General features: G+C 65.6%; 24 protein-coding genes. 16 read left to right on the forward strand and 8 right to left on the reverse strand.

The genetic code is table 11. From position 1 onward, the window contains the following. Positions 1 to 18 precede the first annotated feature (18 nt). Positions 19 to 969, reverse strand: a complete 951-nt coding sequence (locus tag ACV17W_RS13160) for a TPM domain-containing protein (RefSeq protein WP_462596546.1) — start codon at positions 967 to 969, stop codon at positions 19 to 21. Continuing rightward, positions 941 to 1,567, reverse strand: a complete 627-nt coding sequence (locus tag ACV17W_RS13165; protein WP_462592773.1) for a LemA family protein — start codon at positions 1,565 to 1,567, stop codon at positions 941 to 943. Before ACV17W_RS13165 ends, ACV17W_RS13160 begins: the two co-directional genes overlap by 29 nt. A 337-nt stretch (positions 1,568 to 1,904) precedes the next feature. Between ACV17W_RS13165 and ACV17W_RS13170 the strand changes: the two genes are divergently transcribed. From ACV17W_RS13170 to ACV17W_RS13185, 4 genes are read left to right on the forward strand one after another with little or no spacing between them, the layout of a single operon-like run. Beyond that, positions 1,905 to 3,365, forward strand: a complete 1,461-nt coding sequence (locus ACV17W_RS13170) for a DEAD/DEAH box helicase (protein WP_462592774.1) — start codon at positions 1,905 to 1,907, stop codon at positions 3,363 to 3,365. A gap of 51 nt (positions 3,366 to 3,416) precedes the next feature. Then, positions 3,417 to 4,046 (forward strand): LysE family transporter, encoded by a 630-nt coding sequence (locus tag ACV17W_RS13175; protein ID WP_462592775.1) that lies wholly within the window; start codon positions 3,417 to 3,419, stop codon positions 4,044 to 4,046. Positions 4,047 to 4,094: 48 nt separating this feature from the next. After that, positions 4,095 to 5,702: a peptide chain release factor 3 gene (locus ACV17W_RS13180; RefSeq protein ID WP_462592776.1), complete on the forward strand. Its 1,608-nt coding sequence runs from the start codon at positions 4,095 to 4,097 to the stop codon at positions 5,700 to 5,702. Between the two features lie 33 nt (positions 5,703 to 5,735). Further along, complete coding sequence (locus tag ACV17W_RS13185) at positions 5,736 to 6,401, forward strand: hypothetical protein (RefSeq protein WP_462592777.1); 666 nt, start codon at positions 5,736 to 5,738, stop codon at positions 6,399 to 6,401. 239 nt (positions 6,402 to 6,640) lie between these two features. Here ACV17W_RS13185 and bfr read toward each other — a convergent pair whose 3' ends face one another. From bfr to rpoN, 3 genes are all read right to left on the reverse strand, one after another. Further along, the gene (bfr, locus tag ACV17W_RS13190; protein ID WP_462592778.1) at positions 6,641 to 7,117 is read right to left on the reverse strand and encodes a bacterioferritin; all 477 of its coding nucleotides are present in this window, start codon (positions 7,115 to 7,117) and stop codon (positions 6,641 to 6,643) included. Positions 7,118 to 7,533: 416 nt separating this feature from the next. Continuing rightward, on the reverse strand, positions 7,534 to 7,818 hold the full coding sequence (locus tag ACV17W_RS13195; protein ID WP_462592779.1) for a (2Fe-2S)-binding protein: 285 nt from the start codon (positions 7,816 to 7,818) through the stop codon (positions 7,534 to 7,536). 334 nt (positions 7,819 to 8,152) lie between these two features. Next, positions 8,153 to 9,574 carry an RNA polymerase factor sigma-54 gene (gene rpoN, locus ACV17W_RS13200; protein ID WP_462592780.1) on the reverse strand — a complete coding sequence of 474 codons (1,422 nt, stop codon included), beginning with the start codon at positions 9,572 to 9,574 and terminating at the stop codon, positions 8,153 to 8,155. A gap of 16 nt (positions 9,575 to 9,590) precedes the next feature. Here rpoN and ACV17W_RS13205 point away from each other — a divergent pair, with 16 nt between their 5' ends. The 3 genes from ACV17W_RS13205 (at position 9,591) to ACV17W_RS13215 (ending at position 14,719) form a co-directional block, all read left to right on the forward strand. Next, positions 9,591 to 10,238, forward strand: coding sequence for a hypothetical protein (locus ACV17W_RS13205; protein ID WP_462592781.1), 648 nt, complete (start codon positions 9,591 to 9,593; stop codon positions 10,236 to 10,238). A gap of 375 nt (positions 10,239 to 10,613) precedes the next feature. After that, entirely contained in the window at positions 10,614 to 12,326 is a 1,713-nt protein-coding gene (gene leuA, locus ACV17W_RS13210) for a 2-isopropylmalate synthase (RefSeq protein ID WP_462596547.1), read from the forward strand. 125 nt (positions 12,327 to 12,451) lie between these two features. After that, on the forward strand, positions 12,452 to 14,719 hold the full coding sequence (locus tag ACV17W_RS13215) for a hybrid sensor histidine kinase/response regulator (protein WP_462592782.1): 2,268 nt from the start codon (positions 12,452 to 12,454) through the stop codon (positions 14,717 to 14,719). Between the two features lie 7 nt (positions 14,720 to 14,726). On the opposite strand, the gene ACV17W_RS13220 is transcribed toward ACV17W_RS13215, so the two are convergent. Then, the gene (locus tag ACV17W_RS13220) at positions 14,727 to 16,022 is read right to left on the reverse strand and encodes an amidase (protein ID WP_462596548.1); all 1,296 of its coding nucleotides are present in this window, start codon (positions 16,020 to 16,022) and stop codon (positions 14,727 to 14,729) included. A gap of 178 nt (positions 16,023 to 16,200) precedes the next feature. Here ACV17W_RS13220 and ACV17W_RS13225 point away from each other — a divergent pair, with 178 nt between their 5' ends. The 7 genes from ACV17W_RS13225 (at position 16,201) to ACV17W_RS13255 (ending at position 23,430) form a co-directional block, all read left to right on the forward strand. Continuing rightward, on the forward strand, positions 16,201 to 17,241 hold the full coding sequence (locus ACV17W_RS13225) for a LacI family DNA-binding transcriptional regulator (RefSeq protein WP_462592783.1): 1,041 nt from the start codon (positions 16,201 to 16,203) through the stop codon (positions 17,239 to 17,241). 9 nt (positions 17,242 to 17,250) lie between these two features. Next, positions 17,251 to 18,072 carry a phosphodiesterase gene (locus ACV17W_RS13230; RefSeq protein WP_462592784.1) on the forward strand — a complete coding sequence of 274 codons (822 nt, stop codon included), beginning with the start codon at positions 17,251 to 17,253 and terminating at the stop codon, positions 18,070 to 18,072. Positions 18,073 to 18,194: 122 nt separating this feature from the next. Then, positions 18,195 to 19,268, forward strand: a complete 1,074-nt coding sequence (locus ACV17W_RS13235) for an ABC transporter ATP-binding protein (RefSeq protein ID WP_462592786.1) — start codon at positions 18,195 to 18,197, stop codon at positions 19,266 to 19,268. 10 nt (positions 19,269 to 19,278) lie between these two features. Continuing rightward, positions 19,279 to 20,574 (forward strand): ABC transporter substrate-binding protein, encoded by a 1,296-nt coding sequence (locus ACV17W_RS13240; RefSeq protein WP_462592787.1) that lies wholly within the window; start codon positions 19,279 to 19,281, stop codon positions 20,572 to 20,574. Positions 20,575 to 20,608: 34 nt separating this feature from the next. Then, a complete protein-coding gene (locus tag ACV17W_RS13245) occupies positions 20,609 to 21,472 on the forward strand; it encodes a carbohydrate ABC transporter permease (protein ID WP_462596549.1) in 864 nt (287 codons plus the stop codon). Next, positions 21,469 to 22,269 carry a carbohydrate ABC transporter permease gene (locus ACV17W_RS13250; protein ID WP_462592788.1) on the forward strand — a complete coding sequence of 267 codons (801 nt, stop codon included), beginning with the start codon at positions 21,469 to 21,471 and terminating at the stop codon, positions 22,267 to 22,269. Before ACV17W_RS13245 ends, ACV17W_RS13250 begins: the two co-directional genes overlap by 4 nt. A gap of 33 nt (positions 22,270 to 22,302) precedes the next feature. Continuing rightward, on the forward strand, positions 22,303 to 23,430 hold the full coding sequence (locus ACV17W_RS13255; RefSeq protein ID WP_462592789.1) for a zinc-dependent alcohol dehydrogenase family protein: 1,128 nt from the start codon (positions 22,303 to 22,305) through the stop codon (positions 23,428 to 23,430). A 72-nt stretch (positions 23,431 to 23,502) separates the two neighbouring features. On the opposite strand, the gene ACV17W_RS13260 is transcribed toward ACV17W_RS13255, so the two are convergent. Then, complete coding sequence (locus ACV17W_RS13260) at positions 23,503 to 23,820, reverse strand: hypothetical protein (protein WP_462592790.1); 318 nt, start codon at positions 23,818 to 23,820, stop codon at positions 23,503 to 23,505. 81 nt (positions 23,821 to 23,901) lie between these two features. Continuing rightward, positions 23,902 to 24,258 carry a DUF1840 domain-containing protein gene (locus tag ACV17W_RS13265; protein WP_462592791.1) on the reverse strand — a complete coding sequence of 119 codons (357 nt, stop codon included), beginning with the start codon at positions 24,256 to 24,258 and terminating at the stop codon, positions 23,902 to 23,904. A 304-nt stretch (positions 24,259 to 24,562) separates the two neighbouring features. Here ACV17W_RS13265 and argS point away from each other — a divergent pair, with 304 nt between their 5' ends. Beyond that, positions 24,563 to 26,248 (forward strand): arginine--tRNA ligase, encoded by a 1,686-nt coding sequence (gene argS, locus ACV17W_RS13270; protein WP_462592793.1) that lies wholly within the window; start codon positions 24,563 to 24,565, stop codon positions 26,246 to 26,248. A gap of 9 nt (positions 26,249 to 26,257) precedes the next feature. Next, on the forward strand, positions 26,258 to 26,902 hold the full coding sequence (locus ACV17W_RS13275; RefSeq protein WP_462592794.1) for an SPOR domain-containing protein: 645 nt from the start codon (positions 26,258 to 26,260) through the stop codon (positions 26,900 to 26,902). Positions 26,903 to 26,932 lie beyond the last annotated feature (30 nt).

A 26,932-nucleotide genomic window follows, 5' to 3' on the forward strand; every position in this document is an offset into this window, starting at 1 on the left:
CCAAGGACCGCCAGGCGGTTACCAGCGACCCGACGCGCCCCCTCCACCGCTGCGTCCGCCGCCTCCGCCAAACCCGCCGAAGCCGCCTCCACGGCCCCGACCGCCGCCGAAGCCTCCGCCAAAACCGCCCCCGAAGCCCCCGCCCCCGCCGCCGCCGCGGCCGCCACGACCGCGACGCGAATTTGCCAACCGCTGCTTGATGCCCAGCAGGCCCAGCAGGCCACTGATGGCAAAACCGCCCAGTCCGCCCAGCGCCGCTGCCCACCAGCTGCCGAATATCATCCAGGACGCCGCCGCCGCAGCCAATCCGGCGATAAAGGCCGGCAGGCCCAGCATGAATGCGCCCAGCAACAGGAAGAATGGCCAGTCTTCGCCGGGATCGCCTCCGGTGCCGCCGGCTGCAGGCGCGGGCAGGGGTTCTCCGTCGATGCGTTTTTCAATGGCATTCACACCCGCGTCGATGCCGCGCGCATAGTCGCCCGCCTGAAATGCCGGCACTATCTGCTCGCGAATGAGGCGGCTGGCGATGGCATCGGGAATGGCACCCTCGAGCCCATAGCCGACCTCGATGCGCACGGCGCGATCTTCTTTTGCCACCACGAGCAGCACGCCGTCATCGGTGTTCTGGCGACCCAGTTTCCATTGGTCGAACACACGCAAGGCATATTGCTCGATGGTCTCGGGCGCCGTGCTGGGCACAATCAGCACGGCCACTTGCGCGCCTTTGCGCTGCTCGAGCGCGGCCAGCCGTTGTTCCAGCGCCTGGCGGCTCGCGGCATCCAGCGTGCCGGTCGTATCGGTGACCCGCGTTTGCAGGGCCGGCACGGCGGCAGCGCCGGCTTGCTGCGCGGCGGCCGCTGCCGCTGCAATGAACAGGGCGAGCAGCACCAGCAGGGCGCCCAGCCACACGGCGGGCGTCCGACGCGTCGCGGCCCAGCGACTACTGCGCGGGTTGAGGAGCGGAAGCATCATTGCTGAAGCGGACTTCCGGCGGGCGCGAAATGGCCGCTTCGTCCTGCACCCCGAAATTGGCCTTCGGCGCATAGCCGAAGATCTTGGCGGTGATCACGGCGGGAAACTGGCGCACGAGCACGTTATACGACTGCACCGACTGCACGTATCGGCCGCGCGCCACCGATATCCGGTTTTCGGTGCCTTCGAGTTGCGCCTGCAGGTCGCGGAACAGGCCGTCGGCCTTGAGCTGCGGATAGTTCTCGGAGACCGCGATCAGGCGCGACAGGGCGGAAGTGAGCTGGCCCTGCGCCTCCTGGAAGCGTTGCACGGCAGCCGGATCTTCAAGCTGTTCGGCCGTGATCTGCACGCTGCCCACTCTGCTGCGCGCCTCGGTGACTTGCTTGAGCACATCGCGCTCGTGCGTCATGTAGGCGTCCACGGACTTCACCAGCTGAGGCACGAGGTCGGCGCGCCGCTGGTATTGGTTCAGCACTTCGGACCAGGCCGCCTTGACCTGTTCGTCTGCCGCCTGAATGCTGTTGTAGCCGCATCCCGACAGCACAGTGGCCGCGAATGCGATGATGGAAAGACCCAACCAGCGGGATAGTGTCATTGTCGTGCTTCCGTTCCGGATACATGGCCGGTGCCTGCGGCGGCATCGGCGCCCAAAGTGGCCTAATTACAGCAGGTCGCGCTGCGATTTGCCCAGCGCACGATGTAACTGCCTCTGTCTATTGTTACGCCCCTGCCCGGTCCAGAAGAATATCAGGGGGCCCGTGCGGTCATGCGCTACAATGGCGGCGGTGTGTCTAACCAATCGGCACACATACGCTGGCGCATCGCCGCCACGCCCGGCCCTACACCGTTTACGCGGGCCTTCCTTTTCTCCTTACCCGACCGCCTGGATTGGAGTCTCTCAACTTGAGCGACAGGCTGCCGCTGGAGTTGTTTTGACTGCCACTATTTCTTTCGCCGACCTCGGTCTGGCCGATTCCCTTTTGCGCGCCATCGCCGATACCGGCTACACCGCGCCCACCCCCATCCAGGCGCAGGCCATCCCGCAAGTTCTCAAGGGCGGCGACCTGCTCGCCGCCGCGCAGACCGGTACCGGCAAGACCGCCGGTTTCACGCTGCCCATCCTGCATCTGCTCATGCAGCAGAAGCCTGCACTCAAGAAGCCGGGCCGGCCGCGCTGCCTGATCCTGACGCCGACGCGCGAACTCACTGCCCAGGTCGCCGAATCGGTGCAGACCTACGGCAAGCACACTGGTCTCACGTCCATGGTGATGTTCGGCGGCGTGAACATCAACCCGCAGATCAGCGCGTTGCGCAAGCCCGTCGATATCCTGGTTGCCACGCCCGGCCGCCTGCTCGACCACTGCGGACAGAAAACCGTCGACCTCTCAGGCGTCGAGATTCTCGTGCTGGACGAAGCCGACCGCATGCTCGACATGGGCTTCATCCGCGACATCCGCAAAGTGCTGGCCCTGCTGCCCAAGCAACGCCAGAACCTGCTGTTCTCGGCTACGTTCTCGGACGAGATCCGCAGCCTCGCGCGTGGCGTGCTGAACAACCCCGGCGAAGTGTCGGTGACCCCGCGCAATACCGCTACCGAACTGGTTACCCAGACGGTGCACCTGGTCGAACAGCATCACAAGCGCGACCTGATCAGCCACATCATCCGTGAAAGCGGCTGGCACCAGGTGCTGGTGTTCACCCGCACCAAGCACGGCGCCAACCGCCTGGCCGAAAAGCTCGTCAAAGACGGGCTGAGCGCAGCCGCGATCCACGGCAACAAGAGCCAGGCTGCCCGTACGCGTGCCCTTGCCGGCTTCAAGGCAGGCAACGTTGCAGTACTGGTTGCCACCGACATTGCCGCGCGCGGGCTCGACATCGATCAGTTGCCGCAGGTCGTCAACTTCGAGTTGCCCAACGTTCCTGAAGACTACGTGCACCGGATCGGCCGCACCGGCCGCGCAGGCGCCACGGGGGCCGCCGTGTCCCTGGTCGACGCCAGCGAAATCAAGCTGCTCAAGGGCATCGAACGCCTCATCGGCAAGACCATCGAGCGCCAGGCCGTGCAAGGGTGGACGCCTCCAGCCGGCGGCAGCGCCGCCTACGAACGCCAGGAACGCGAGGAAGACTCGCGCCAGCCTCGCCGGCAGGGCTCCCCTCGCGGCAACGGCGGCGAACGCGCCGGGCGCCCCGGTCAGGCTCCCCGCCAGAACGCCGGCGCACGGCCCGCTGGCCCGAGCCGTCCGGGTGGACAACGGCAAGCGGCGGCGCCGCGCTCCGACCGCCCGGCCAGCGCACACCGCACCGAAGCCAAGGCGCAGCAGCCGCAGGCTCCGCGCAAGGCCGATAGCGGCCGCGCGGGCGGAGCTCCACGCGCTGCGCTGCTGGGCAAGTAATATTCGTATCCTGTCCCATGTAGCCGTATAGCCCGCCACAGGAAATCCGCGATGACGCTTTCGACCTGGCTGACCTTTTTCGTGGCCTCCTGGGCCATCTCGTTCTCACCAGGCGCGGGCGCCATCTCGGCCATGACTTCGGGCCTGAAGTACGGCTTCGCGCGCGGCTACTGGAATACGGCCGGGCTCATCATCGGCATCCTGGCGCAGTTCGTCATCGTTGCCGTCGGGCTGGGGGCCGTGCTGGCCACGTCCGAGATCGCCTTTGCGGTGGTCAAGTACCTGGGAGTGGCCTACCTGGTCTACCTGGGCTGGCGCCAGATCCGCACCGACGCCGCGCCGGTTGCCGTCGACACCGGCGACCCCGCGCAATTTTCCGTGCGCGAATTGGTCGTCCGCGGCATCCTGGTCAACTTGATGAACCCCAAAGGAACGGTGTTCCTGCTTGCCGTGGTGCCCCAGTTCGTCAATCCGGCACTGGCCCTGACGCCGCAATACGCGGCGCTCGCGGCCACTCTCGTGTTCACCGACATGGTGGCGATGGGGGTGTATACCTTGCTTGCCGCCAAAGTGCTGCGGCTGCTGCGCGACGCGCGCCATATCCGCTGGATGAACCGAATTTTCGGCTCGCTCTTCATTGTCGCGGGCGCTTTCCTGGCCACCTTCCGTCGCCAGGCATGACGGTCCGGCGCCGGCGCGCGCGAGCGCACCGGTAAAATCGCATCAACCATGAACATTTCAAATGAAGTCGCCAGGCGACGCACGTTCGCCATCATTTCCCACCCGGACGCCGGCAAGACCACGCTGACCGAAAAACTGCTGCTGTTCGCAGGCGCCATCCAGATCGCCGGTAGCGTGAAAGCGCGCAAGGCGTCGCGGCACGCCTCGTCCGACTGGATGGAAATCGAGAAGCAGCGTGGCATCTCTGTCGCGTCTTCCGTCATGCAGATGGAGTACCGCGACTGCGTCATCAACCTGCTCGATACGCCGGGCCACCAGGACTTCTCTGAAGACACCTATCGCGTGCTCACCGCGGTCGATGCCGCGTTGATGGTCATCGACGCCGCCAACGGCGTCGAGCCCCAGACTATCCGGCTGCTGCAGGTCTGCCGCGCTCGCAACACGCCCATCATCACATTCATCAACAAGCTCGACCGCGAAGTGCGAGAGCCGCTTGAATTGTTGTCCGAAATCGAAGGCCACCTGGGCATGGACGCCGTGCCGTTCTCGTGGCCCGTGGGCATGGGCAAGGCGTTCGCCGGCGTCTTTGACATCCGCCGCGACCGCATGCGCGTGTTCCGTCCGGGCCAGGAACGCCGCGCTGCCGACGACGACATCATCCAGGGCCTGACCAATCCGGAAATCGCCCAGCGTTTCGGCTCGGCCTTCGAGCAGGCCCACGGGGAAATCGAGCTCATCCAGGAAGCCGCGCCCGCATTCGACCGCGACGCCTTCCTGGCCGGCAGGCAGACCCCGGTGTTCTTCGGTTCGGCCATCAACAACTTCGGCGTGCAGGAAGTACTGGACGCCCTGGTCGACCAGGCGCCTCCGCCGGGCCCCCGCCAGGCGCTCGAGCGCGTGGTCGAGCCGCAAGAATCCAAGTTCACGGGCGTGGTGTTCAAGGTGCAGGCCAACATGGACCCCGCCCATCGCGACCGGGTTGCTTTCGTGCGGGTCAGTTCCGGCCGCTTTGAACGCGGCATGCGCCTGAAAGTCGCCCGCACCAACAAAGAAATGCGCCCCAATAACGTGGTGTCATTTCTGTCGCAGCGGCGCGAATTGCTCGACGAAGCCTATGCCGGTGACGTCATCGGCATTCCGAACCACGGCGTGCTGCAGCTGGGCGATGTGCTCACCGAGGGCGAAAGCCTGCGCTTTACCGGCCTGCCTTTCTTCGCGCCCGAACTCTTCCAGGCCGTCGAAGTCAAAGATCCCTTGCGCACCAAGCAGTTGCGGGTGGGCCTGACGCAGCTGGGCGAAGAGGGCGCCATCCAGGTGTTCCGGCCCGAAGCCTCCGGCGGCACGCTGCTGCTGGGCGCGGTAGGGCAGTTGCAGTTCGAAGTCGTCGCGCATCGCCTGAAAACCGAGTACGGCGTCGAGGCCCGAATGTTGCCTTCACGCTACACCATGGCGCGCTGGATTACCTCGGAGAACCCCCGCGCCCTGCGCAAGTTCATGGATGCCAACGCGGCGCACATCGCCTATGATGTGGTGGATGCGGCGGCATTTCTTGTCAGTTCGCCCGCGCAGCTGCGCGTGGCCGAAGACCTGTATCCGGATGTGAAATTCCACGCCATGCGCGAGCATGGCGGCCAGGTTTTCGGCAGCCATGCCTAGGTCGGGCGGGTCGCCGCAAAATTGAGGTTAGCAATGTCTTGGCGAGTTTTATTCGCAACGCTTCTGCTGGCACTGGGCGTTGCGGCCTGGGGCGGAATCCAATTGGGCGATTGGCTGGTGGCGCACGCGCCCAAGGCCACGGCCGCGCCTGGCCAGGAAGGCCTGGTGTCCCAGGAACCCATCCTCGACGCCAATGGCAAGCCATATGTGGCGCAGCCGCCCCAGCCCCTGGTCAACGGCACGCTGGGCGTTCCCGACAAGCCGCCCGCTGCAAACTGGACCGTCTCCACCGTCTCGCTGTTCGACACCACGACCGACCCCTCGGTCCACATCTCGCGCGACAACATCAGCATGGACGAAGCACGCGAACTGGCTGCAACGTCGGGCGTGCCGCTGCCCTCGGGCACATCGGATGTCACGACACTCGACTTGCAATCGCTGCCGCCCATCACCACTGCACCGCCGCCCGAGCAACAAGCCTACGCGGTGAATCCGCCAGTCACCGCACCCAATGCGCGGACGCCCGCCCAGGCAGGCGGCAGCGGCGCATGGCGCCAGGAACTGCAGCGCGAACTGGCGCATTGCGCCACGCAGGGCTTCTTCGAGCGGCCCACCTGTTCCTGGAACGCGCGGTACAAATACTGCGGCCCGAACCGGGCCTGGGGCACCATCGCCGAATGCCCTCGGCGGCCCGATTGACGCTGGCGACCGGCGGCAAACTACCGCAGAAGGCGCCCCAGGGCGCCTTTTTCATTAATGGCCATCGCGCGGCACGCAGACCCTGCGCTTTCGGCGAGCCCGCCGCCACGCGCGCCCGCTTGAGGTGCCGGCAAAGCAGCCCCCAACTCGCCTTGGTTGCCGGTCCGCGTGGGCGTTCGCCCATGAGAAAGGCCCGCATGAGCGGGCCTGTATCTGAGCGCGGGTCAAGGCCCTGGCGGTCAGTCCTCGACTTCCATCTGGCTTTGCAGATAGTTTTGCAGGCCTACCTTGGCCACCAATTCAATCTGGGTTTCAAGATAGTCGATGTGTTCCTCGGTGTCGTCGAGAATGTCCTGGAACAGGTCGCGCGAGACGTAGTCACGCACCGATTCGCAGTGCGCAATCGCGTCTTTGACGGTAGCCTGCGCGCCTTGCTCGAGCGTCAGGTCACAGGACAGGATCTCGGGCACGTCTTCACCGATGAGCAGCTTGTGCAAGTCTTGCAGGTTGGGCAAGCCGTCCAGCATCAGAATGCGTTCGATCAGGCGGTCGGCGTGCTTCATTTCGCCGATCGATTCTTCGTACTCGTGCTTGCCCAGTTTCTTCAGACCCCAGTGGTTCAGAATGCGTGCATGCAGAAAATACTGGTTGATGGCCGTCAACTCGTTGGTCAGTTGCTTGTTAAGAAACTGGATGACAGTCTTGTCGCCTTTCATAATGAACTCCTTGATCGGGGGTGCGACACCCGCACCCCTGCGTGCGCTCACAACGCGCACGCCACGGTGGCAGGCTAACACCGCACACCTGCCAGGGCTAGCTCTCCGCCGCATTTGGTAAATGGCTTTGCAAGCGCAAGCGGGAACCTGGAATCTAATGAGAATGAGTATGTGACTTGGATGGCCCGCCCCCCCGCGTACGCCATGCATGGCGTTGCGCCGCGGCCTGGAACTGAAACAGCGGCGAAATAGCATGATATTCGCCGCAATAAACCGCACGAAGTCGCAAGTTTGCGGCGCACGACGCAACACCAAAATCGTTGGCCTGGCACAACGCGACAGGGGGCGGCCTGATCGGCCGTCCCAATATGGGCTTCAAGGGGGTGACAAGAAGAGGCAACGCGAGGCGGCCGGGCTCAGGCCGCGGCGACCAGGGCGATGGGGAAGGCGTTGGCTGCCGGGGCGCCGGGTTCCACGGCCGAACCTGCGGCCGCTGGCGCGGACGCCATGGCATCCGACTGCACATTGCAAATACTCGAGCAACGCCCGCCCGGCAGATATTCGGTGGCCATGGCAGCACAGCAGCCGCAGCAGGTGGCTACGCCCAACTCGAATTGCAGATCGGATAGCGTCGTGGCGCCTGCGTCCACGGAGGCGCGGACCTGGCGTTCGGTGACGGCGTTGCATACGCAAATGTACATGAGAATAATTATCGTGACTTATTTGCGTAAATGCAAGCCGCCCCGGCCCACCATCCTGTCTCAAGCACTTGAAAAATAGGGACAATTAGCGCATGCGCGCTTCCCATCCGGCGCCGCCCCCCGACCAGGCAGGGGCAACCCGCAGCCCCGCTATACGTGATTCGGCCAGGTTATCGCGGTGCCATTGCAGACTCGAGCCGCCATGAGCCGCGGTCGTACAGCGGCATTGAAAGTACAGGCGCATTTCGCTCCGAGCAGCGCTACTTCAGCCAATGACCTGCGACTTCCAATCGCGACCGCGGGCCGGGCTGACTGCGCACTCTACGCGAGAAGGCTAGCGTGCGGCGTGAGCCTTGCGCAGACTGGCCGGGGCGATGCGCAAGGCTTCGCGGTACTTGGCCACGGTGCGGCGGGCAATTACGATGCCCTGGTCGGCCAGCCGCTGCGTGATCTGATTGTCGGAAAGGGGTTTGGCGCGGTCTTCGTCGGCCACCAGCTGCCGTATGAAGGCCTGCACGGCAGTGGCCGAGGCCACATCGCCGGCATCGGTGGCTACGCCGCTGCCGAAGAAGTGCTTGAGTTCCAGGGTGCCGAACGGCGTCAGCATGTATTTCTGGGTGGTGGCCCGCGAAATGGTGGACTCGTGCAGACCCAGTTCGCCGGCGATATCCTTCAGGGTGAGCGGCCGCATCGCGGCGGGCCCGTCGGTAAAGAACGCCGACTGATGGGCCACGATCGCCTGCGACACCCGCAGAATGGTGTCGAAGCGCTGCTCGACGTTGCGTATCATCCATCTCGCCTGCTGCAGCTGGGCGTGCAGCCCTGCATGGCTCGCCTCTCGCTGGTTGCCCAGCAACTGGGCGTACAGGCTGTTCACCTGCAAGCGAGGTACCGCGGCCCCATTCAGGATGGCCTGCCACCCCAGCCGCGTCTTGCGCACGATGACGTCGGGCACCGCGTAGTCGGCCGCCGGCACGGTCCAGGCCCGGCCGGGGCGCGGGTCCAGCCGCCGGATCAGCGCATGGGCAGCTCGTGTGGTGGCTTCATCGCACAACAGCGCATCGCGCAGCCTCGCCACGTTGCCGCTGGCAAGCAGCGGCAAGTGATCCGCGCAGAGTCGTCGCGCACAGGCCAGCACAGTGGGCGAGGCCGCCTCGGGCATGCGCGTCAGGTCGGGGTTGCGCAATTGCAATACCAGGCATTCGGCCATGTCGCGGGCGCCGATGCCGGGCGGATCGAATGACTGCAACAGGCACAGCGCGGCGCGCAATTCGTCCAGGTCGGCTTCGGCCTCGGCCGGCAGCCAGCCCAGAATTTCTTCCAGTGGCGACGCCAGGTATCCGTTCTCGTCGAGCTCGTCGATCAGCAGCGCCACCAGCGCCGCATCGCGCCGGCTGGCGCGCGTCAGCCCCAACTGCGCCAGCAGATGCTCGCGCAGGGTGTCGCTGCGCGCCGTGTCCGGGCCGTCGAGCCGGTCATCGGCATATACCCCGCCCGCGCCAGGCATTTCTTCCACGCGAGGGCCTGCGTCGTCCCACCGTTCGTCTTCGAGGCTGGTTTCTCGCTCGGGGGGCGCCTCGGGTTCGGCTTCCGACGGTTCTTCGTTGCGCTCGAGCATGGGGTTGTCCGCCAGGGCCTGAGCGATCTCCGCCTGCAAATCCAGCGTCGAAAGCTGCAGCAATCGTATGGATTGCTGCAGCTGGGGGGTCAGGGTCAGGTGCTGACCGGTACGTAGTTCGAGGGCGGGCCTAGTCATAGGTACAATATTTTGCATGATGAATCGCACCCCGCCCGAACGCGTCCGGCAAGATTGCCGCCTTATCGGCCAGACCCTGCTCAAATTGGCATTGCCGCGGCTGCTGATCCGGGCCCTGGTGCTGGTGGTCGCCGCCATCGTATGGCTGCTGCTGGCTTCATGGCTGCTGGACTTCGGGCGCGCGCTGTCGTTCGACAGCCTGCAGGCACTGGGTCAGCAGACCACCGGTTTTCTGGCGCGCATCAATCCGTACGTCTGGTGGGGCGTGGTGGTCATCTGGACGCTGATCATATTCTTCATTGCCCGCGGGTGGGTCGCCGCCGACGTTGCCGCCGCGCGCGCGCGCGCCGTACCGGCCGACGAACTGGGCGCGCTTGCCGCGCAACTGTCCGACGACACGATTGCCGTGCTGCGCTGGGTGTGGGGCAGCCGAGACGAACCCTTCACCGTGGGCGACCTGCGCCAGGCCCATACTGAACTGCGCCACAGCCGCATCGACAAGCTCGAGCTGGTCCGCCAGCAGGGCGACATCCTCGACGGCCGTGGCGCCCGATCCCCCGCCTCTGCACTGGCGGGCACACCGGCCCGCAGCGGCGCACACCCAGCGTCGGTGCCGTCGGCCGACACCCGGCTGGCCAGCGAACGCAAAGAGCCGAATTTGTAAATGCGCGCCGCGCGTGCGGCCCTGGGCATTGCATTGCGCCCGAAAATATGTTTGACTAACGTCTTATGGCCGAAATCCGATTCCCCCTCGCGATTGCCTCCGGACGCATCAGCGCTCCGGGTGCCGGCCTGCGCGCGCGCCTTCCCCTCATCGCGCTATCGCTATACCTACCGATCGGTTGCCGGGCCTAGCGCCCTGTGGTAGCTCGGCAGCCACGCTCGCCACAAGCCTGTTCCCTGTTCATTGCCTGACCCAGTCGGCCCTTCCATGGCCACTGACGGCCCCGGACCCTCATCCAGGCCGGCCGAACAGGGTTCCCCGGAACCAAACCCGGAAGTTCATCCCGCCCACATCGGGAATATTGATCAAGGTGTACTGATGCTTGCCAACCCCGCCACCAAATACGTACCATTTGCGCCCTTCGCGCGTGACTTTTCCGAACGCACCTGGCCCAGCCGCCGCATTACGAAGCCGCCTGTCTGGATGAGCACCGACCTGCGCGACGGCAACCAGGCGCTGATCGAGCCCATGAGCGTCGAACGCAAGCTGCGATTCTTCGAGCAACTGGTGAAGATCGGGTTCAAAGAAATCGAAGTGGGTTTTCCTTCGGCTTCGCAGACCGACTTTGACTTCGTGCGCAAGCTGGTGGACGAAAAACGCATACCTGACGACGTCACCATCATCGTGCTGACGCAATCGCGCGAAGACCTGATCAGCCGCACCGTCGAAGCCGCGGCCGGCGCCAAGCAAGCCATGGTTCACCTGTACAACGCCTGCGCACCGGCGTTTCGCAAGGTGGTGTTCAACATGACCAAGGACGAAATCAAGCAGATCGCGGTCACCGGCACGCGCTGGGTCAAGCATTACATGGCCCAGCACCCCGAAACGCAATGGCGCTACGAGTATTCGCCCGAAGTCTTCAGCACCACCGAGCCCGAGTTCGCGCTGGAAGTATCCAACGCCGTGGCCGATGAATGGCAGCCCACGCCCGAGCGCAAGATGGTGCTGAACCTGCCCGCCACGGTCGAGGCGACCAGCCCCAACCTGTACGCCGACCAGATTGAATGGATGCACAAGAACCTGGCGCGCCGCGACAGCATCGTGCTGAGCGTGCACCCGCACAATGACCGGGGCACGGCCGTGGCCGCCGCCGAGTTTGCCGTGATGGCCGGCGCCGACCGCATCGAAGGCTGCCTGTTCGGCAGTGGCGAACGCACCGGCAACGTCGACCTGGTGACCCTTGCGCTGAACCTGTACACGCAGGGCGTGCATCCCGGCCTGGATTTTTCCGATATCGACGAAGTGCGTCGCTGCGCCGAGTACTGCAACCAGCTGCCGGTACACCCGCGCCATCCGTATGCCGGCGACTTGGTATTCACTGCGTTCTCGGGCTCGCACCAGGACGCCATCAAGAAAGGCTTTGCTCAGCAGCAGCCCGACGCCGTCTGGGAAGTGCCGTACCTGCCTATCGACCCGGCCGACCTCGGCCGCAGCTACGACGCCGTCATCCGCGTCAACAGTCAGTCGGGCAAGGGGGGCGTTTCGTACCTGCTCGAACAGGAGCATGGCCTGGTATTGCCGCGACGCTTGCAGATCGAGTTCAGCCGCGCCATCCAGCGCGTCACCGACGAGACCGGCCGTGAAGTCACCGCCGACGACGTGCACACGATCTTCAGCCGCGAATACCTGGAGCAGCAAACCCCCTGGAAGCTGGTACGCCATCGCATCGACGGCGACCCCAGCGCGGGCCAGGGCAAGCAGTTCAGCATCCAGGTCGAGCTCGAATACAACGGCGAACGCCGTACGTTCAGTGGCACTGGCGACGGCGCCATCTCGGCGTTCGTCGCGGCGCTGGACGTACCCGTGCGCATCATGGACTACCACGAGCACGCCATCGGCACCGGCACCGACACGCGCGCGGCCAGCTATGTCGAGGTGCGAGTGGGCGATTCGCCCACGGGCTTTGGCGTAGGTATCGACCGCGACATCGTCACCGCCTCGTTCCAGGCCGTACTGAGCGCGGTCAACCGGCACCTGTCTAACGGCGTGGCCGTGTCGAGCGAAAGCGAAGCCGTCCAGGCCGCCTGATCCGTACCTTAGTAGCGCAAGGCCTGCCCGCCCGGCAGGCCTTTTTTCTGGGGCGGACCCGGCCAGGCACGCGACTTGCGGATGGGCTGATATGCTATTGCAGCCCAAGTGCCGGAAGCCTATCGATGTTTAAGTCCTCAGTTCCGCTCAGCGCGCGGGAACCGATTCAGCCCGCGCTTCCGCCGGCTGATACCGCAAGCGCGGCGTCGTCGGCGGCCCTGGCCGTGCAGCAGAGCCGCCTTCTGGAATTGGTGGCCACCGGATCCTCGCTGCGCGATTCTCTCGTCGCTCTCACCGCAGCGGCGGCCGACCTCGATCCCGACGTGCGAGCCGGCGTGTTGCTGGGTCGGGCCGGCGGCCGGGCGGTCGAGCAAGTCTTCACCGCGCACCTTCCTGCGCGCTATATCGAGGCAGTGACCGGCGCCCACGGCGCCGAACCGACGGGCAACCCATGTCTGGCGGCGATCCAGCAAAGTACGCGGATCTACTGCGCCGATGTCGCGCACGATCTGCGGTGGTCGTCGGCGTGGCGTGAGGCCTCCCTGGATTCCGGCCTGCGCGCCTGTCTTTCCACCCCTATTTTCGACGCCCAGGGCACCGCCGTAGGCTCGTTCTTCCTGGGCCTGACCCGCCCCGAACGAAACTGGGCGCACCTGCTTGCACTGGCCGATTTCGGCGCACGGCTGGCTGGCATCGCGGTCGTCAAGACACGTGCGTCGGAAGAGGCGCGTCGTGCCCGCGAAGAGCTGGAAGCAGAATTGGCTGACACGCGCCTGTTGCAGCAAGTGGGCATGCGACTGCTGGCATCGGGCCACGACGATTCCCTGTACAACGAAATTGCCGAAGCAGCGGCGGGCATCATGGGCGCCGACTATGCCAGCATGCAGATTCTGCACGCCGACCGCGGCAATGGCGGCGAACTGCAGTTGCTGGCCGACAAGGGGTTTTCAGACGAAGCCCGGCAGTTCTGGGAATGGGTCACGGTGGAGTCGCATAGCGCCTGTGGTGAAGCGTTGCGTACACGGTCGCGCGTGTTCGTCAGTGATGTGCGTGAATGCGATTACATGGCCAGCTCAGACGATCTGGCCACCACGCTGAGCCTCGGCATCCTTGCCGTGCAGACGACCCCGCTCATTTCGCGGCGGGGGGACGTGATCGGAATGATCTCCACGCACTGGCGCGAGCCGCGCGAACCCTGCGAACGCGACCTGCGTCACCTGGATCTGCTGGCGCGCCAGGCCGCCGACCTGGTTGACCAGCGTCTGGCCGAGCACGACCTGAAAGAGGCCGATCGCCAGAAGGACCAGTTCCTGGCGCAACTGGCCCATGAGCTGCGCAACCCGCTAGCGCCGGTGCGCAATATCGCTGAGCTGCTGCGCCGCAGGTCCGAACACGACGCCAAACTGAGCGACGCGGGCGCGGTGATCCTGCGCCAGGTCGACCACCTCTCCCGGCTCATCGACGACCTGCTGGACGTCGGCCGCATCGGCAACGGGCTGGTCACGCTCAAACCTGAACCGACCACGCTGTGCACCGTGCTGCAACAGGCCATTGAAACCTGCGCCCCGCTGGTCAACGCCAAACAACAGCGGGTGGCGCTGAATCTGCCGGCCGCGCCGGTACGGCTCGAGGCCGATGCCGTAAGGCTGGCCCAGGTATTCGCGAATTTGATCATCAACGCTTCGAAGTACTCCGAAGCGGGCGGGACGATTCATATCGATGCCGAGATCGATGCGTCCCAACGCGCGCTGGTACGCGTACGCGACCAGGGTATCGGTATCGACCCCTGTCACCTGGGAAAGCTGTTCAAGCTGTTTTTTCAGGCCGAGCGTTCGTTGGAACGCTCCCAGGGCGGACTGGGCATCGGGCTTTACCTGGTGCAGCGGTTGGTAGAACTGCATGGCGGCACGGTGCAGGCGCACAGCGCCGGATTGGGCCACGGCGCGGAATTCCAGGTGCGCCTGCCTATCCAGCCGCCGCCACCCGCCTCGCCCGACAGCGATGCCGAAAACGACGGCGATATGTCGCAGGCCAAGGGTCTGACCGTGCTGTTGGCCGACGACAACCACGACGCGGCGCAAACGCTGGCCGCCATTCTGGAAATGGACGGACACCAGGTGGTGCTGGCAGGCGATGGCGAAGAGGCGCTGGCCGCTGCTCGGCAGCACCGGCCGGATGCGGCCGTGCTCGATATAGGCATGCCCAAGCTCGACGGCTATACCGTGTGCAGCCGCCTGCGCGCCGAACCCTGGGGCGAGTCGATGAAGATCGTCGCCATGAGCGGTTATGGCGCGCCGTCAGATATTGCGCGCAGCACGCAGGCCGGGTTCGACCGGCATTTCACCAAGCCTACCGACCTGGGCGAACTGCTGGCCTTCCTGGGATCGGTTTAAGCGGGCGTCAGCCGTCGGATCCGGGCCGAAGTCTCTTCAATGCCCAACGGGCAATGGCCAGGGTGCGGCGGTCATCGCCCGGGGCACCTACGGCCTGCAGACCCACCGGCAAGCCCTGCGGCCCGCTCTCGAAAGGCAGATGCACGCAAGGAGCGCCGATCAGCGTCCACACCCGGCAGAACAAGGGATCGCCCGTACCCTGTTCGAACAGCGGCGCCTCGCCGCTGGCGCTCGGGGCCAGCAGAAGATCGTACTGTTCGAACCAGAGCGCAGCCTGCGCGCGCCCCTGCGCCGCCCGTGCGAGGTTGTGCCGGTGATCTTCCGCGCTGATCTGGCTGCCGGCCTGCAACTGGGCCTGCAACGACGGGCTCAGTCTGTCCCAATGGTGCGTGCGCTCGAAGGCCAGCGCCTGCACCGCCTCGACGCTCATGATGTCTGCCTGCACCTGCACCAGGGCACACGTTTCGGGTGGCATGTCGAGTTCGCCGATGTGCGCTCCGGCGCGCGACAACACGGCCGCCGCGCGTTCGTAGGCAAGGCGAGTTTCGGGCAGGGTATGGCGCCATTGCGCCGGCCGGAACATGCCGATGCGCGGCCGCGCGTCGTAATCGAGGTCGCGCAGCCCAGGGTCACGCATCAGCACCGACGCCAGCAGGGCCACATCATCGATGTTGCGTGCAAAGCCGCCCACCGTGTCGAGCGATTCCGCCACATGTTTCATCCCCGAGCGCGCGATGCGTCCGAATGACGGCTTGTATCCCACCACCCCGCAGTACGCAGCGGGACGGATGATCGAGCCGGCGGTCTGTGTGCCCAGCGCCAGCGGCACCATGTCATCGGCCACCGCCGCGGCCGACCCACTGGACGAGCCGCCGGGCGTATAGGCCAGGTTTCGAGGGTTGCGGGTGGGCCCGGGATGGTAAGTGGCGAATTCGGTGGTCACCGTCTTGCCGGCCACCACGGCACCCGCCTCGCGGCACAGCGCCACCGCGGCGGCGTCGAACGGCGGCCGATGCCCTTCGTAAATGGAAGATCCGCAAGCAGTGGGAAGATCGCAGGTCGCGAAAACGTCTTTCACGCCGATCGGCAGGCCATGCAGCACGCCGCGTATGGCAGAGCGATCGAGTTCAGCCGCATAGGCAAGTGCCTGCGCCTGGTCTACCGCGGCCCAGGCGTGTACCGCCGGGTCACGCTGCTCGATACGCGCATAACAGGCGCGCAGTAATTGTTCGGCGCTCAACTCGCGGCGCGCCAACAGGCCCGCGGCCTGCACCGCGCTCAAGCGATTCAACTCAACAGCCATTGCCTCGGCCCCTGCCTGATCGATGTCATTGTTCATAGCGGCCGCGCATGACCATCATTGCGGCGCTGCACCACTTACAGTCATTGGCGTGGCGCTCAAATCACGATACCTTATCCGCTGACATCTGGCTGTCATGCTTTACCCCTAGAATGAAATCGTTTTCAAGTAGCTGCCCATCGTGCCCGACCAAACCGTCCGTCGTCCGTCGATATTGGAAATCGCCCGCAAGGCGGGCGTGTCCCCGGCCACGGTATCGCGCGCCTTCAACCAGCCCGAGTTGCTGCGGCCCGAAACCCGGGCGCGTATCGCAGCGGTGGCGCAACGCAGCGGCTTCCGGCCCAACCGTGTGGGTCGCAGTCTCAGGGCCGGACGTACCCGCACCATCGGGCTGTTGTTGCCCACGCTTACCAACCCCGTTTTCGCCGACTGCTTCGAAGGCGCCGAACAGCATGCGCGCGCCGCGGGCTACAGCGTGATGATGAGCATCACAGGCTATGACCCCTCGGTAGAGTCCGCCTCGGTGCAAGCCCTGATCGACCACCAGATCGACGGCCTGATACTGACCGTGGGAAACGCCTCTCGCAACGCAACCCTGCGTGCGCTGGACGCCGCCGGCATGCCGCATGTGCTGGCCTACAACGAATCCGCGGCGCACCCTTTTGTTTCGGTGGACAACCGCGCGGCAGCCCATGAAATGGTGGCGCGCCTGGTCGACCTGGGGCACCGCCGCATCGCTTTTGTCAGCGGCCCGCTGGCGGCATCCGACCGCGCACACCGCCGACTGCTGGGTGCACGTGCTTGCGCACGCGCGCTGCGGCTGCCGGCCGTCATGCACCTCGAAGTCGACGCGCACACCGAGGCCAGCCCAGACGCCTTGCGCGGGCTGCTGGCCCGCCGCAACGCCCCCACCGCACTGTTCTGCTCGAACGACTTGCTGGCTGCGTCAGTCATTGCGCAACTGTCGCTGCTGGGCCTGCGCGTGCCGCAGGATATTGCCGTGTGCGGCTTTGACGGCGTCAGGATAGGCGCCATGATGGTGCCCGCGCTGAGCACGGTCGAACAGCCCAGCCGCGATATCGGCGCCACGGCCTGCGCCCTGTTGCTGGCCCGGCTGCAAGGCGAACTTCCAGCGTCGGTGCGCCTGCCTCACCGTATTGTCGGCGGCGGCACCGCCAATGGCGAAGCGGCCTTGCGCGGCGCGTACAACCCCACTGCTTAATACCCCACCATGCTAATTGCCCAGATCAGCGACCTGCACATCCGCATGCCCGGCCAAAAGGCCTATCGCGTGGTCGAAACCGACCGCCATCTGCCTCCGGCCATCGAGGCGCTGAACCGGCTGGACCCCGCACCGGCCCTGGTCATCATCAGCGGCGACCTCACCGACTTCGGCAAGCCCCAGGAGTACGCGCACCTGAAAGCGATGCTCGACCACCTGCGCCTGCCGTACTACCTGATGCCGGGCAACCACGATTCGCGCGAGGCCATGGCGCAGGCGTTCCCGGACCATCACTATCTGCACGCCATGGAAGGCTATGTGCAGTACGCGATCGACGACTATCCCTTGCGCCTCTTGATGCTCGACACGGTGGTCCCTCGCCAGAGCCACGGCACCCTCTGCCCGCAGCGGCTGCAATGGCTCAGCGACCGCCTGGCCGAACAGCCAGGGCGGCCTACGCTGATCTCTATGCACCATCCGCCATTCACCACCGGCATCGCCTATATGGATGCCATCGGGCTGCAGGCCGGCATCCCCGAGCTCGAGCGCATCGTGGCGGCGCATCCCAATGTCGAACGCATTCTGTGCGGGCATTTGCACCGCACCATTTTCCGCCGTTTCGGCGGCACCATCGCATCCACATGCCCCAGCCCTGCGCACCAGATCGCGCTCGACCTGCGGCCGTCGGGCGAGGGCAATTTCATTATGGAGCCGCCCGGGTTTCACCTGCATGAATGGCGCGATGGCGCACTGTTGACCCACCATGCCTACATCGGCGACTACGCCGGCCCATACCCATTCCGCGAAGACGGCGCAGCCGTCCAGGCCTGATGACGCAGCCCCGTGACACGGCCGCGTCATGGTTGCACCGCAGAATGAAAAGGTTTTCATTTGCCGCCAGAATGTGAGACCTGCTCTTTGAAACCCGCCCGCTATTACTCGCCCCGCCGACCATGTCCATGCTCATTCTCGAAGACCTGACCAAACAGTACGGAGACGCCGCCGCCATCCAGGGAGTCGGGTTCACCGCGCCGGCCGGCAGCTTCACCGTGCTGCTGGGGCCGTCGGGCTGCGGCAAGTCGACAACGCTGCGCATGATCGCGGGCCTGGACACCCCCACCTCGGGCCGCATTCGCATCGGCGACCGCGACGTCACACACCTGCCGCCGTCGCAGCGCCATATCTCGATGGTGTTCCAGTCATATGCCTTGTTCCCCCATCTGACCGTCCGCGAGAACATCCTGTTCGGTCTGAAAGTGCGCAAGGAACCGGCAGCCGAATACCCGCGTCGCCTGCAGCGCGTGGCTGACCTGCTCGGGCTGTCGGCGCTGCTCGATCGCAAGCCGTCACAACTGTCGGGCGGCCAGCAGCAGCGTGTGGCGCTCGGGCGCGCCGTCATATCCGAAGCGCCGGTCTGCCTGATGGACGAGCCCCTGTCCAACCTCGACGCCCAGTTGCGGCACGACATGCGACGCGAGATCCGCGGCTTGCAGCAGGCCCTGGGCATCACCATGGTGTATGTCACGCATGACCAGACGGAAGCCATGAGCATGGCCGACCAGGTGGTGCTGTTGCGCAACGGTCGCATCGAGCAACTGGACACGCCGGACGGCCTGTACGCGAGGCCGGCCACGGAGTTCGCCGCGCGCTTCATCGGCACGCCGCCGATGAACCTGCTCGACCTTGGCAGCCACGACGGCGCCCGCGTGATCGCCGGCACGCAAGGTCCGCCTGTGCCCGACGCGCCGGCGGGTGCCATGCGCCTGGGCGTGCGCCCCGAACACATCGCCATCGGCAGCGACGGCCACGACGCCATCATCGAAAGCGTGGAGTACTTCGGGGCCGATTCCATCGTGGTCTGCCGGGTGGGCGACAGCCGTGGCGTCGCCGTGCGGGTCGCGGGTCACCTGCGCGCCAACGCCGGCGACCGCTTGCGCCTGTCATGGCGGCCCGAACACCAGCATTTCTTTTCCGCCGAAGCGGCGGTCATTCCCAACCCCGGGCGCCCCGGCGCCGATTCCCTCTAGGATAGCCATCATGCGACGCACCGCTCTCAAAGCCCTGGCAGCCGCCCTGGCCAGCGCCTTCTTCTCGCTTCCTGCCTACGCCCAGAACGCGCCGGTCGAAGTCGAGTTCTACTATCCCGTGGCCGTCGGCGGCCCCATCACTAAAATCGTCGACGACATGGTTGCCGAATTCGAGAAAGAGAATCCCGGCATCGACCTCAAGCCCATATACGCGGGCTCGTATCAGGATTCCATTGCCAAGGCGCTGACTGCGGTGAAGGGCGGCAACCCGCCGCAACTGGCGGTGCTGCTGTCGACCGACATGTTCACCCTGATCGACGAAGACGCCATTGTGCCGATCGACGGCCTGGCCAAGACGGACGATGACAAAAAGTGGCTGGATGGCTTCTACGATGCCTTCATGCAGAACAGCCGCACCGGCGGGCACGTGTGGGGCGTGCCGTTCCAGCGCTCGACCATCGTGATGTACTACAACAAAGACCTGTTCAAGGAAGCTGGCCTCGATCCGGAACGGGCGCCGGCCACCTGGAACGAACTCGTCGAGTACGGCAAGAAGCTCACCAAGAAAGATGCCGCCGGCAACGTATCGCAATGGGGCATCAAGATCCCGTCGGGCGGCGCCTTTGCGTACTGGCTGTTCCAGGCGCTGACCACGCCCAACGACGCCATTCTCATGAATGAAGAAGGCAACGAGGTCTACCTGGACAAGCCCGCCGTCATCGAAGCCGCGCAGTTCTGGAACGACCTGGCCACCAAGCATGGCGTGATGCCGCGCGGCACCATCGACTGGGGCACGACGCCCAAAGATTTCCTGGAAAAGAAAGCTGCCATTGTCTGGACCACCACGGGCAACCTGACCAACATCCGCAAGAATGCCGACTTTCCGTTCGGCGTGGCGATGATGCCCAAGGCCAAGCGGGGCGGCAGTCCCACCGGCGGCGGCAACTTCTACATTTTCAAGAGCGGCACGCCCGAACAGCAAGCCGCCGCGCTGAAGTTTGCCCAATGGGCCACCACGCCCGAGCGGGCTGCCGACTGGAGCATCGCCACGGGCTATGTGGCCGTCACCCCGGCCGCCTGGGAAACCGAACGTATGAAAAAGTATGCGGCTGAAGTGCCCGCCGCCACGGTGGCGCGCGACCAGCTCGAAGTCAGCGTGGCGGAGTTTTCCACCCACGAGAACCAGCGCGTGACCAAAGCGCTGAACGACGGCCTGCAAGCCATGCTGACCGGATCGAAGGCGCCCGAGCAGGCCTTGACCGACGCGCAGCGCGAGGCCGACCGCGTGCTGCGCTCGTACCGCTGAACCCGCCAACCAGGAGCCCCGCGTGACCAAATCCATGCAGGCAATTTATGGCTGGCTGCTGCTGTTGCCAGCGCTGGTGCTGCTGGCCGCGTTCACGCACTATCCGGCGGTGGCCACCGTATGGCACAGCTTTTTTTCCACTCCACGGGGCAGCCGGCCGGCGCGCTTCGTGGGGCTGGAAAACTACGCGCTGATGCGCGATGACCCGGTGTTCTGGCAGGCGCTCTGGAACAACATGTGGTTCGTGCTGATCACCATTCCGGCATCCATCATCATTGCGCTGGCCATGGCGCTATGGGTGAACCGCAACCTTGCCGGCCGCGGGTTCCTGCGCATGGCGTATTTCACGCCCACGGTGCTGCCCATGGTGGCCGTGGCCAACATCTGGTTGTTTTTCTATACGCCGCAATATGGGCTGATCGCCCAGGTCATGCAGTGGTTCGGGGCCGCAGGCCCGAACTGGCTGGGCAGCCGCGACACCGCGCTGCCCGCCCTGATGGTGGTCACCATCTGGAAAGAAGCCGGCTTCTTCATGATCTTCTACCTGGCGGCCCTGCAGACAATATCGCCCTCGCTGCGCGAGGCGGCCCTGCTGGAAGGCGCATCGCGATGGCAGTACTTCCGAAGGGTACTGTGGCCACTCCTGATGCCAACCACGCTGTTTGTGCTGATCAACGCGTTGATCAACGCGTTCCGCCTGGTCGACCACGTGGTCGTCATGACGCGGGGCGGGCCCGACAACGCCAGCACGCTGCTGCTCTTCTACATCTACCAGGTGGGGTTCAGCTTCTGGGACACCTCGTATGCGGCCACGCTGACCGTCGTGCTGCTGCTGATACTGGCCATTACCGCGCTGGTGAAATTCCGTTGGCTCGACCGCAGGACACATTATCAATGACGCGCACGCTAGACACCCTGGGCGCCTGGCTGCTGGGCCTGCTGTGGATATTGCCGCTGGCCTATGCTGTCTGGGCCGCCTTTCATCCGCCCGCCTATGCCACCCGGTTCGATCTGCTGGCGCCCCTGACGCTCGAAAATTTCAGCCGCGCCTGGCACGCGGCGCCATTCCCGCGGTATTTCCTCAATACCTTCATGCTGGTCACCATGGTGCTTGCGGCGCAACTCGTGTTGTCGACGCTGGCCGGGTATGCGTTCGCCCGCTTTGAGTTCCGCGGCCGCGACTTCGTGTTCATGCTCGTGCTTTTGCAGCTGATGATCATGCCCGATGTGCTGCTGGTCGAGAACTATCGTTCAATGAGCCTGCTTGGCGTGCGCGATACCGTTTTTGCCGTGGGCTTGCCCTACTTTGCCTCGGCTTTCGGCATCTTCCTGCTGCGGCAGACGTTCAAGACCGTGCCGCGCGAGCTCGAAGAGGCCGCAAGGGTGGAAGGCGCGGGCCCGCTGCAGGTGCTGATGAAGGTATACGTGCCACTGGCCAAGCCCATCTACATTGCCTATGGCCTGGTGTCGGTCAGCCATCACTGGAACAACTTCCTGTGGCCCCTTATCATCACCAATTCAGTAGAGTCCAGGCCGCTGACGGTAGGCTTGCAGGTGTTCGCCGCCACCGACCAGGGCATCGACTGGTCCGTCATCACCGCGGCTACGCTTCTGTCGGCGGCCCCACTGCTCATCGGTTTCCTACTTTTCCAGCGGCAGTTCGTGCAGTCGTTCATGCGGGCCGGCATCCGCTAGCGCGCACGACAACCGCCCTGAAGGAGCACGCACATGAGAATCCAGGCCGCCGTCCTTCGGGCCATGGGCGCCAGCGCCCCCTACGCCCACAGCCAGCCCTTGCAGATCGCCGACGTCGAGCTCGATCCTCCTCAGGCCGGCGAGGTGCTGGTGAAGATCAGGGTCGCCGGCCTCTGCCATTCCGATCTTTCCGTGATCAACGGCGACCGGCCGCGTGCGCTGCCTATCGTGCTGGGCCACGAAGCTTCCGCCGAAGTCGTGGAAACCGGCCCGGGGGTGACCGACCTGCGGAAGGGCGACCACGTCGTGATGGTTTTCGTGCCCAGCTGCGGCTGCTGCGCCCCCTGCATGCGCGGCCGCCCGGCGTTGTGCGAGCCAGGCGCCCAAGCCAATACCCAGGGCACCCTGCTGAGCGGCCAACGCCGCGCGCACATCGGCGGCGACTATCTCAACCACCATATCGGCGTGTCGTGTTTCGGCGAATACGCGGTCGTGTCGCGCCGTTCGTGCGTCAGGGTCCAAGCCGACCTGACACACCGCGAGGCGGCGCTGTTCGGGTGCGCGGTGCTCACGGGAGCGGGCGCCGTCATCAATCGCGCACGCGTGCGCGCCGGTGACACGGCGGCCGTGGTGGGGCTGGGCGGCGTGGGCCTCAGTGCCCTGATGGCGTGCGTGGCCAGCGGCGCCCGACGGGTGGTGGCGGTCGACCTCAGCGACGAAAAGCTGGCCCTGGCGCGCGAACTGGGCGCCACGCACACCATCAACCCTCGCTCGCTGCAGCACGATGCCGACCTGATCGAGGCCGCCGGGGGGCGAGTGGACTTCGGCTTCGATATGGCCGGCGCCATTCCTGCCTTCGAGACCGCCTACCGGCTGACTGATCGTGGCGGCTCGACCGTCACATCGGGGCTGCCGCACCCGGGCCACAGCTTTGCACTGCCTTTATCGCAAATGGTGGGCGAAGAACGGGAAGTGCTGGGCAGCTACCAGGGATCAGGACAGCCCGCCATCGATATCGGGCGCTATATCGACATGTACAAGCAGGGGCAACTGCCCGTAGACAAGCTCATGGGCAAGACTTTCGCCCTGGAGCAGATCAACGAAGGCTTCGATCTCCTGGCGTCGGGGCAGGGCTTGCGCGACGCCGTCGTGTTTGACTGAACCCCGCGCGCGGCAATGCCGGCACATTGAACCCACCCGCGCATTCCTGACCCGGGCGCGGCCCGGCTGGCGTCAGTAGCCCACCGACAACCCCGGCAGGTCGACGATGATGCGCGGCTTGTCGAGCGCCAGCGCCGCGTGCTGCGCGAACTCCTGGCTTTCCTTGGCGTCGGACGACAGGATGTCGTACCCGAGGGCATCGGCTACGCCCATGATCTTGTCGAGCAGCAGCACCTTGCCGCTGGGCCTCAGCGGCTCGCAGCCCAGGGTGTCCCATGCCGCCTCGAACCAGTCGCGGGCGTCGCTGGCCGCCTGCGGGGAGGGTGTCACGTCGACGGCCAGGTCGACCGATCGCCGGGCGTCGAAAATGACGGTCACATCACTGCGCATGGCTTGGCTCCGTAGAATGAGTGCGCCAGTATGCCGGACCGCACTGCCGCAGACTGTCAGGGCTGCGACAGTGCCCATGCCTTACCAGCCCCGCGTGGCTTCCCAGGTGAGGTCGGCACCTTCCTCCAGCGACCGCCGCATCATGTCCAGCAGGGGGAACGCCCGCTGGTGCAGCTCGACGTGCTGGGCCATGGGATGCACCGGCGGCTTGTCGGGATGATCGTCGTCGTCATGGTCGTCGCCGGTCTGCGCGCGCTCTTCGGCATGGATGGCCGCTTCGATCCCGGCGATGGCGGCCGGAAGTTGCTCGCGCGTGAATACGCCGCGCTCGGGCACCGTATCGCCGATGGATTTGCCGGCCGCGCGTAACAGCGGTGCCGCGTTCTGCGACAGCATCAACACTTCGGCGGCGGCCTTGGAGTGAAATTTGATAAGCATATTGCGGGCTCCTGCTGTGGACACTGTCCATACACTACCGCAATGCGCGTGCCGACGCCAATGGCGCACGGGGCCCGGGGGCAAGTCCGCCCTCAGACGGCGCCACATCCTTGCCCGCGGCACCGCCCCAACCAGGGAAAAGCACGCAAATCACGCTATGATCTAGGATATTCCTGTCAATCACAGGGCCACGGTACGCACCCTTATTGGCCCCTGGCGCGTCGCAGGCACGGCCTCGCCGCCGCGGTGGGCGGGCTGCTCCGCACGGCGCAGCCGATCTTCCAGAACCTTCACCAGATTCCTCATGCTCCCCGAGCAACAACAACAACTGATTTCCCTGCTCCAGGCCGCCGTCGCGCGTGTCCTGCCCGAAGCCCAGGCCCAGGTGCTGCTCGAGCGCCCCAAGGTCGCCGCCCACGGAGACGTGGCCACCAACATCGCCATGCAGCTGGCCAAGCCGGCGCGGCGCAACCCGCGTGAACTGGCCCAAGGTATCGTCGATGCCCTGATGGCCGAAACGACGGCCCGCGCCCTGATCGAAAGCGCGGAAATCGCCGGCCCCGGCTTCATCAATTTCCGCATCACCGCGGCCGCCCGGCAGGCCGTCATCATGGCGGTCGGGCAGCAGGGCGAGGCCTATGGCCGTGCGGCCGCCCGCGACGAAAAAGTGCTGGTGGAATTCGTTTCGGCCAATCCCACGGGGCCGCTGCACGTCGGTCACGCGCGCCAGGCCGCGTTGGGCGATGCCATCTGCAGGCTGTACGAAGCCGCGGGCTGGGACGTCACGCGCGAGTTCTACTACAACGACGCCGGCAACCAGATCCATAACCTGGCAATCAGCGTCCAGGCGCGCGCGCGGGGCATTGGCCCCGATTCGCCCGAATACCCGGCCGATGGCTACAAGGGCGACTACATCGCCGACATCGCCCAGGATTTCATCGCGGGCAAGACGCTGCAGGCCGCCGACGGGGCCGCCGTCACGGCCAGCGGCCAGATCGACAACCTGGACGATATCCGCGTGTTCGCGGTGGCCTACCTGCGCCGCGAACAAGACCTGGACCTGCAGGCCTTCGGCCTGGCTTTCGATAACTACTATCTCGAAAGCTCGCTGTATACGTCCGGCCGGGTCGAGCAGACCGTCCAGGCGCTGGTGGCCAGCGGCCACACCTACGAACAGGACGGCGCGCTGTGGCTGCGCACCACCGAGCTGGGTACCGGCGACGACAAAGACCGCGTCATGCGCAAAAGCGAAGGGGGCTACACCTACTTCGTGCCTGACGTGGCCTACCACAAGGCCAAATGGGAACGCGGCTTTCACCGGGCCGTCAACATCCAGGGCAGCGACCACCACGGCACCGTGGCGCGGGTGCGCGCGGGGCTTCAGGCGCTCGAGGCCGGCATTCCCAAAGACTATCCGGCATACGTGCTGCACAAGATGGTCAAGGTGATGCGGGGCGGCGAAGAGGTCAAGATCTCGAAGCGCGCCGGCAGCTATGTCACCCTGCGCGACCTGATCGACTGGGTCGGCCGCGACGCGGTGCGCTATTTCCTCATCCAGCGCCGCGCCGACACCGAATTCGTGTTCGACATCGACCTGGCCCTGTCGAAAAGCGATGAGAACCCGGTGTACTACATCCAGTACGCCCATGCCCGCATCTGCTCCATGGTCGCCCAGTCCGGCGCCGACGAGGCGCGCATCGCCCAGGCCGACGCCGCCCTGCTGACAGCCCCGTCCGAATTCGCGCTGATGCAGCGGCTGGCCAGCTTTCCGCAGGTGGTGTCCCAGGCGGCACAAGAGCTTGCGCCGCATCATATTGCCTTCTGGCTGCGTGACTGCGCGTCCGATTTTCATGCCTGGTACAACGCCGAACGGGTGCTCGTCGACGACGAACCCCTGAAACTGGCCCGCCTGCGCCTGGCTTCCACCACCCGGCAGGTCCTGGCCAACGGGCTGGCGCTGCTGGGCGTGTCGGCCCCGCAACGGATGTAAGCTTTACTTATGGCCACCAAACGCAAATCGTCGCGCCAGACCAAGCAAGGCGGCAGCACCCTGTACGGCGCGCTGGCCGGCCTGCTGATCGGCTTGGTCATCGCGGCCGTCGTGGCGTTCTACGTCACCAAGGCACCCATGCCGTTCGTCGACCGGGCCACCCGCGATAACGCCCGCACGCCCGCGGCCGACCCGCGGCAGGCGCCCGACCCCAACCTGGGCCTTTACGGCCGCGACGGCGCTGCCGGTACGCCGCCCAGCGGGCCCACCGCCACCGCTCCGGCGCCGTTGCCCGGCGTGCAACCCGCGCCCCCCACGCCTTCCAGGGCGCCGTCCGACGAACTGGGGGCATTGATCGCCACGCTGCCCCCGGGTGGTGCGGCCCCGGCGCCCACCGCGCCGGCCCGCCCCACGACGCCGGCAAGCGGCACCTACTTTCTGCAGGCCGGCGCCTACCGGGTGCTTGAAGATGCCGAAGCCCTGAAGGCCCGCATTCTGTTGTTGGGACTGCCGGTGGCGGTGCAGCGCGCCGAAGTCAACGGTATGCAGATCAACCGCGTGCGGGTCGGCCCGTTCGCGCGGCTCGACGACATGAACCGCGCGCGCAGCCGCCTCGGCGAAAACAAGATCGAATCGGCTGTGGTGCGCCAATAACCGGGCTGCCCGCCATGGAACTAACGCCAC

This window comes from Bordetella sp. MIP270_01_BMS, from assembly GCF_054958705.1.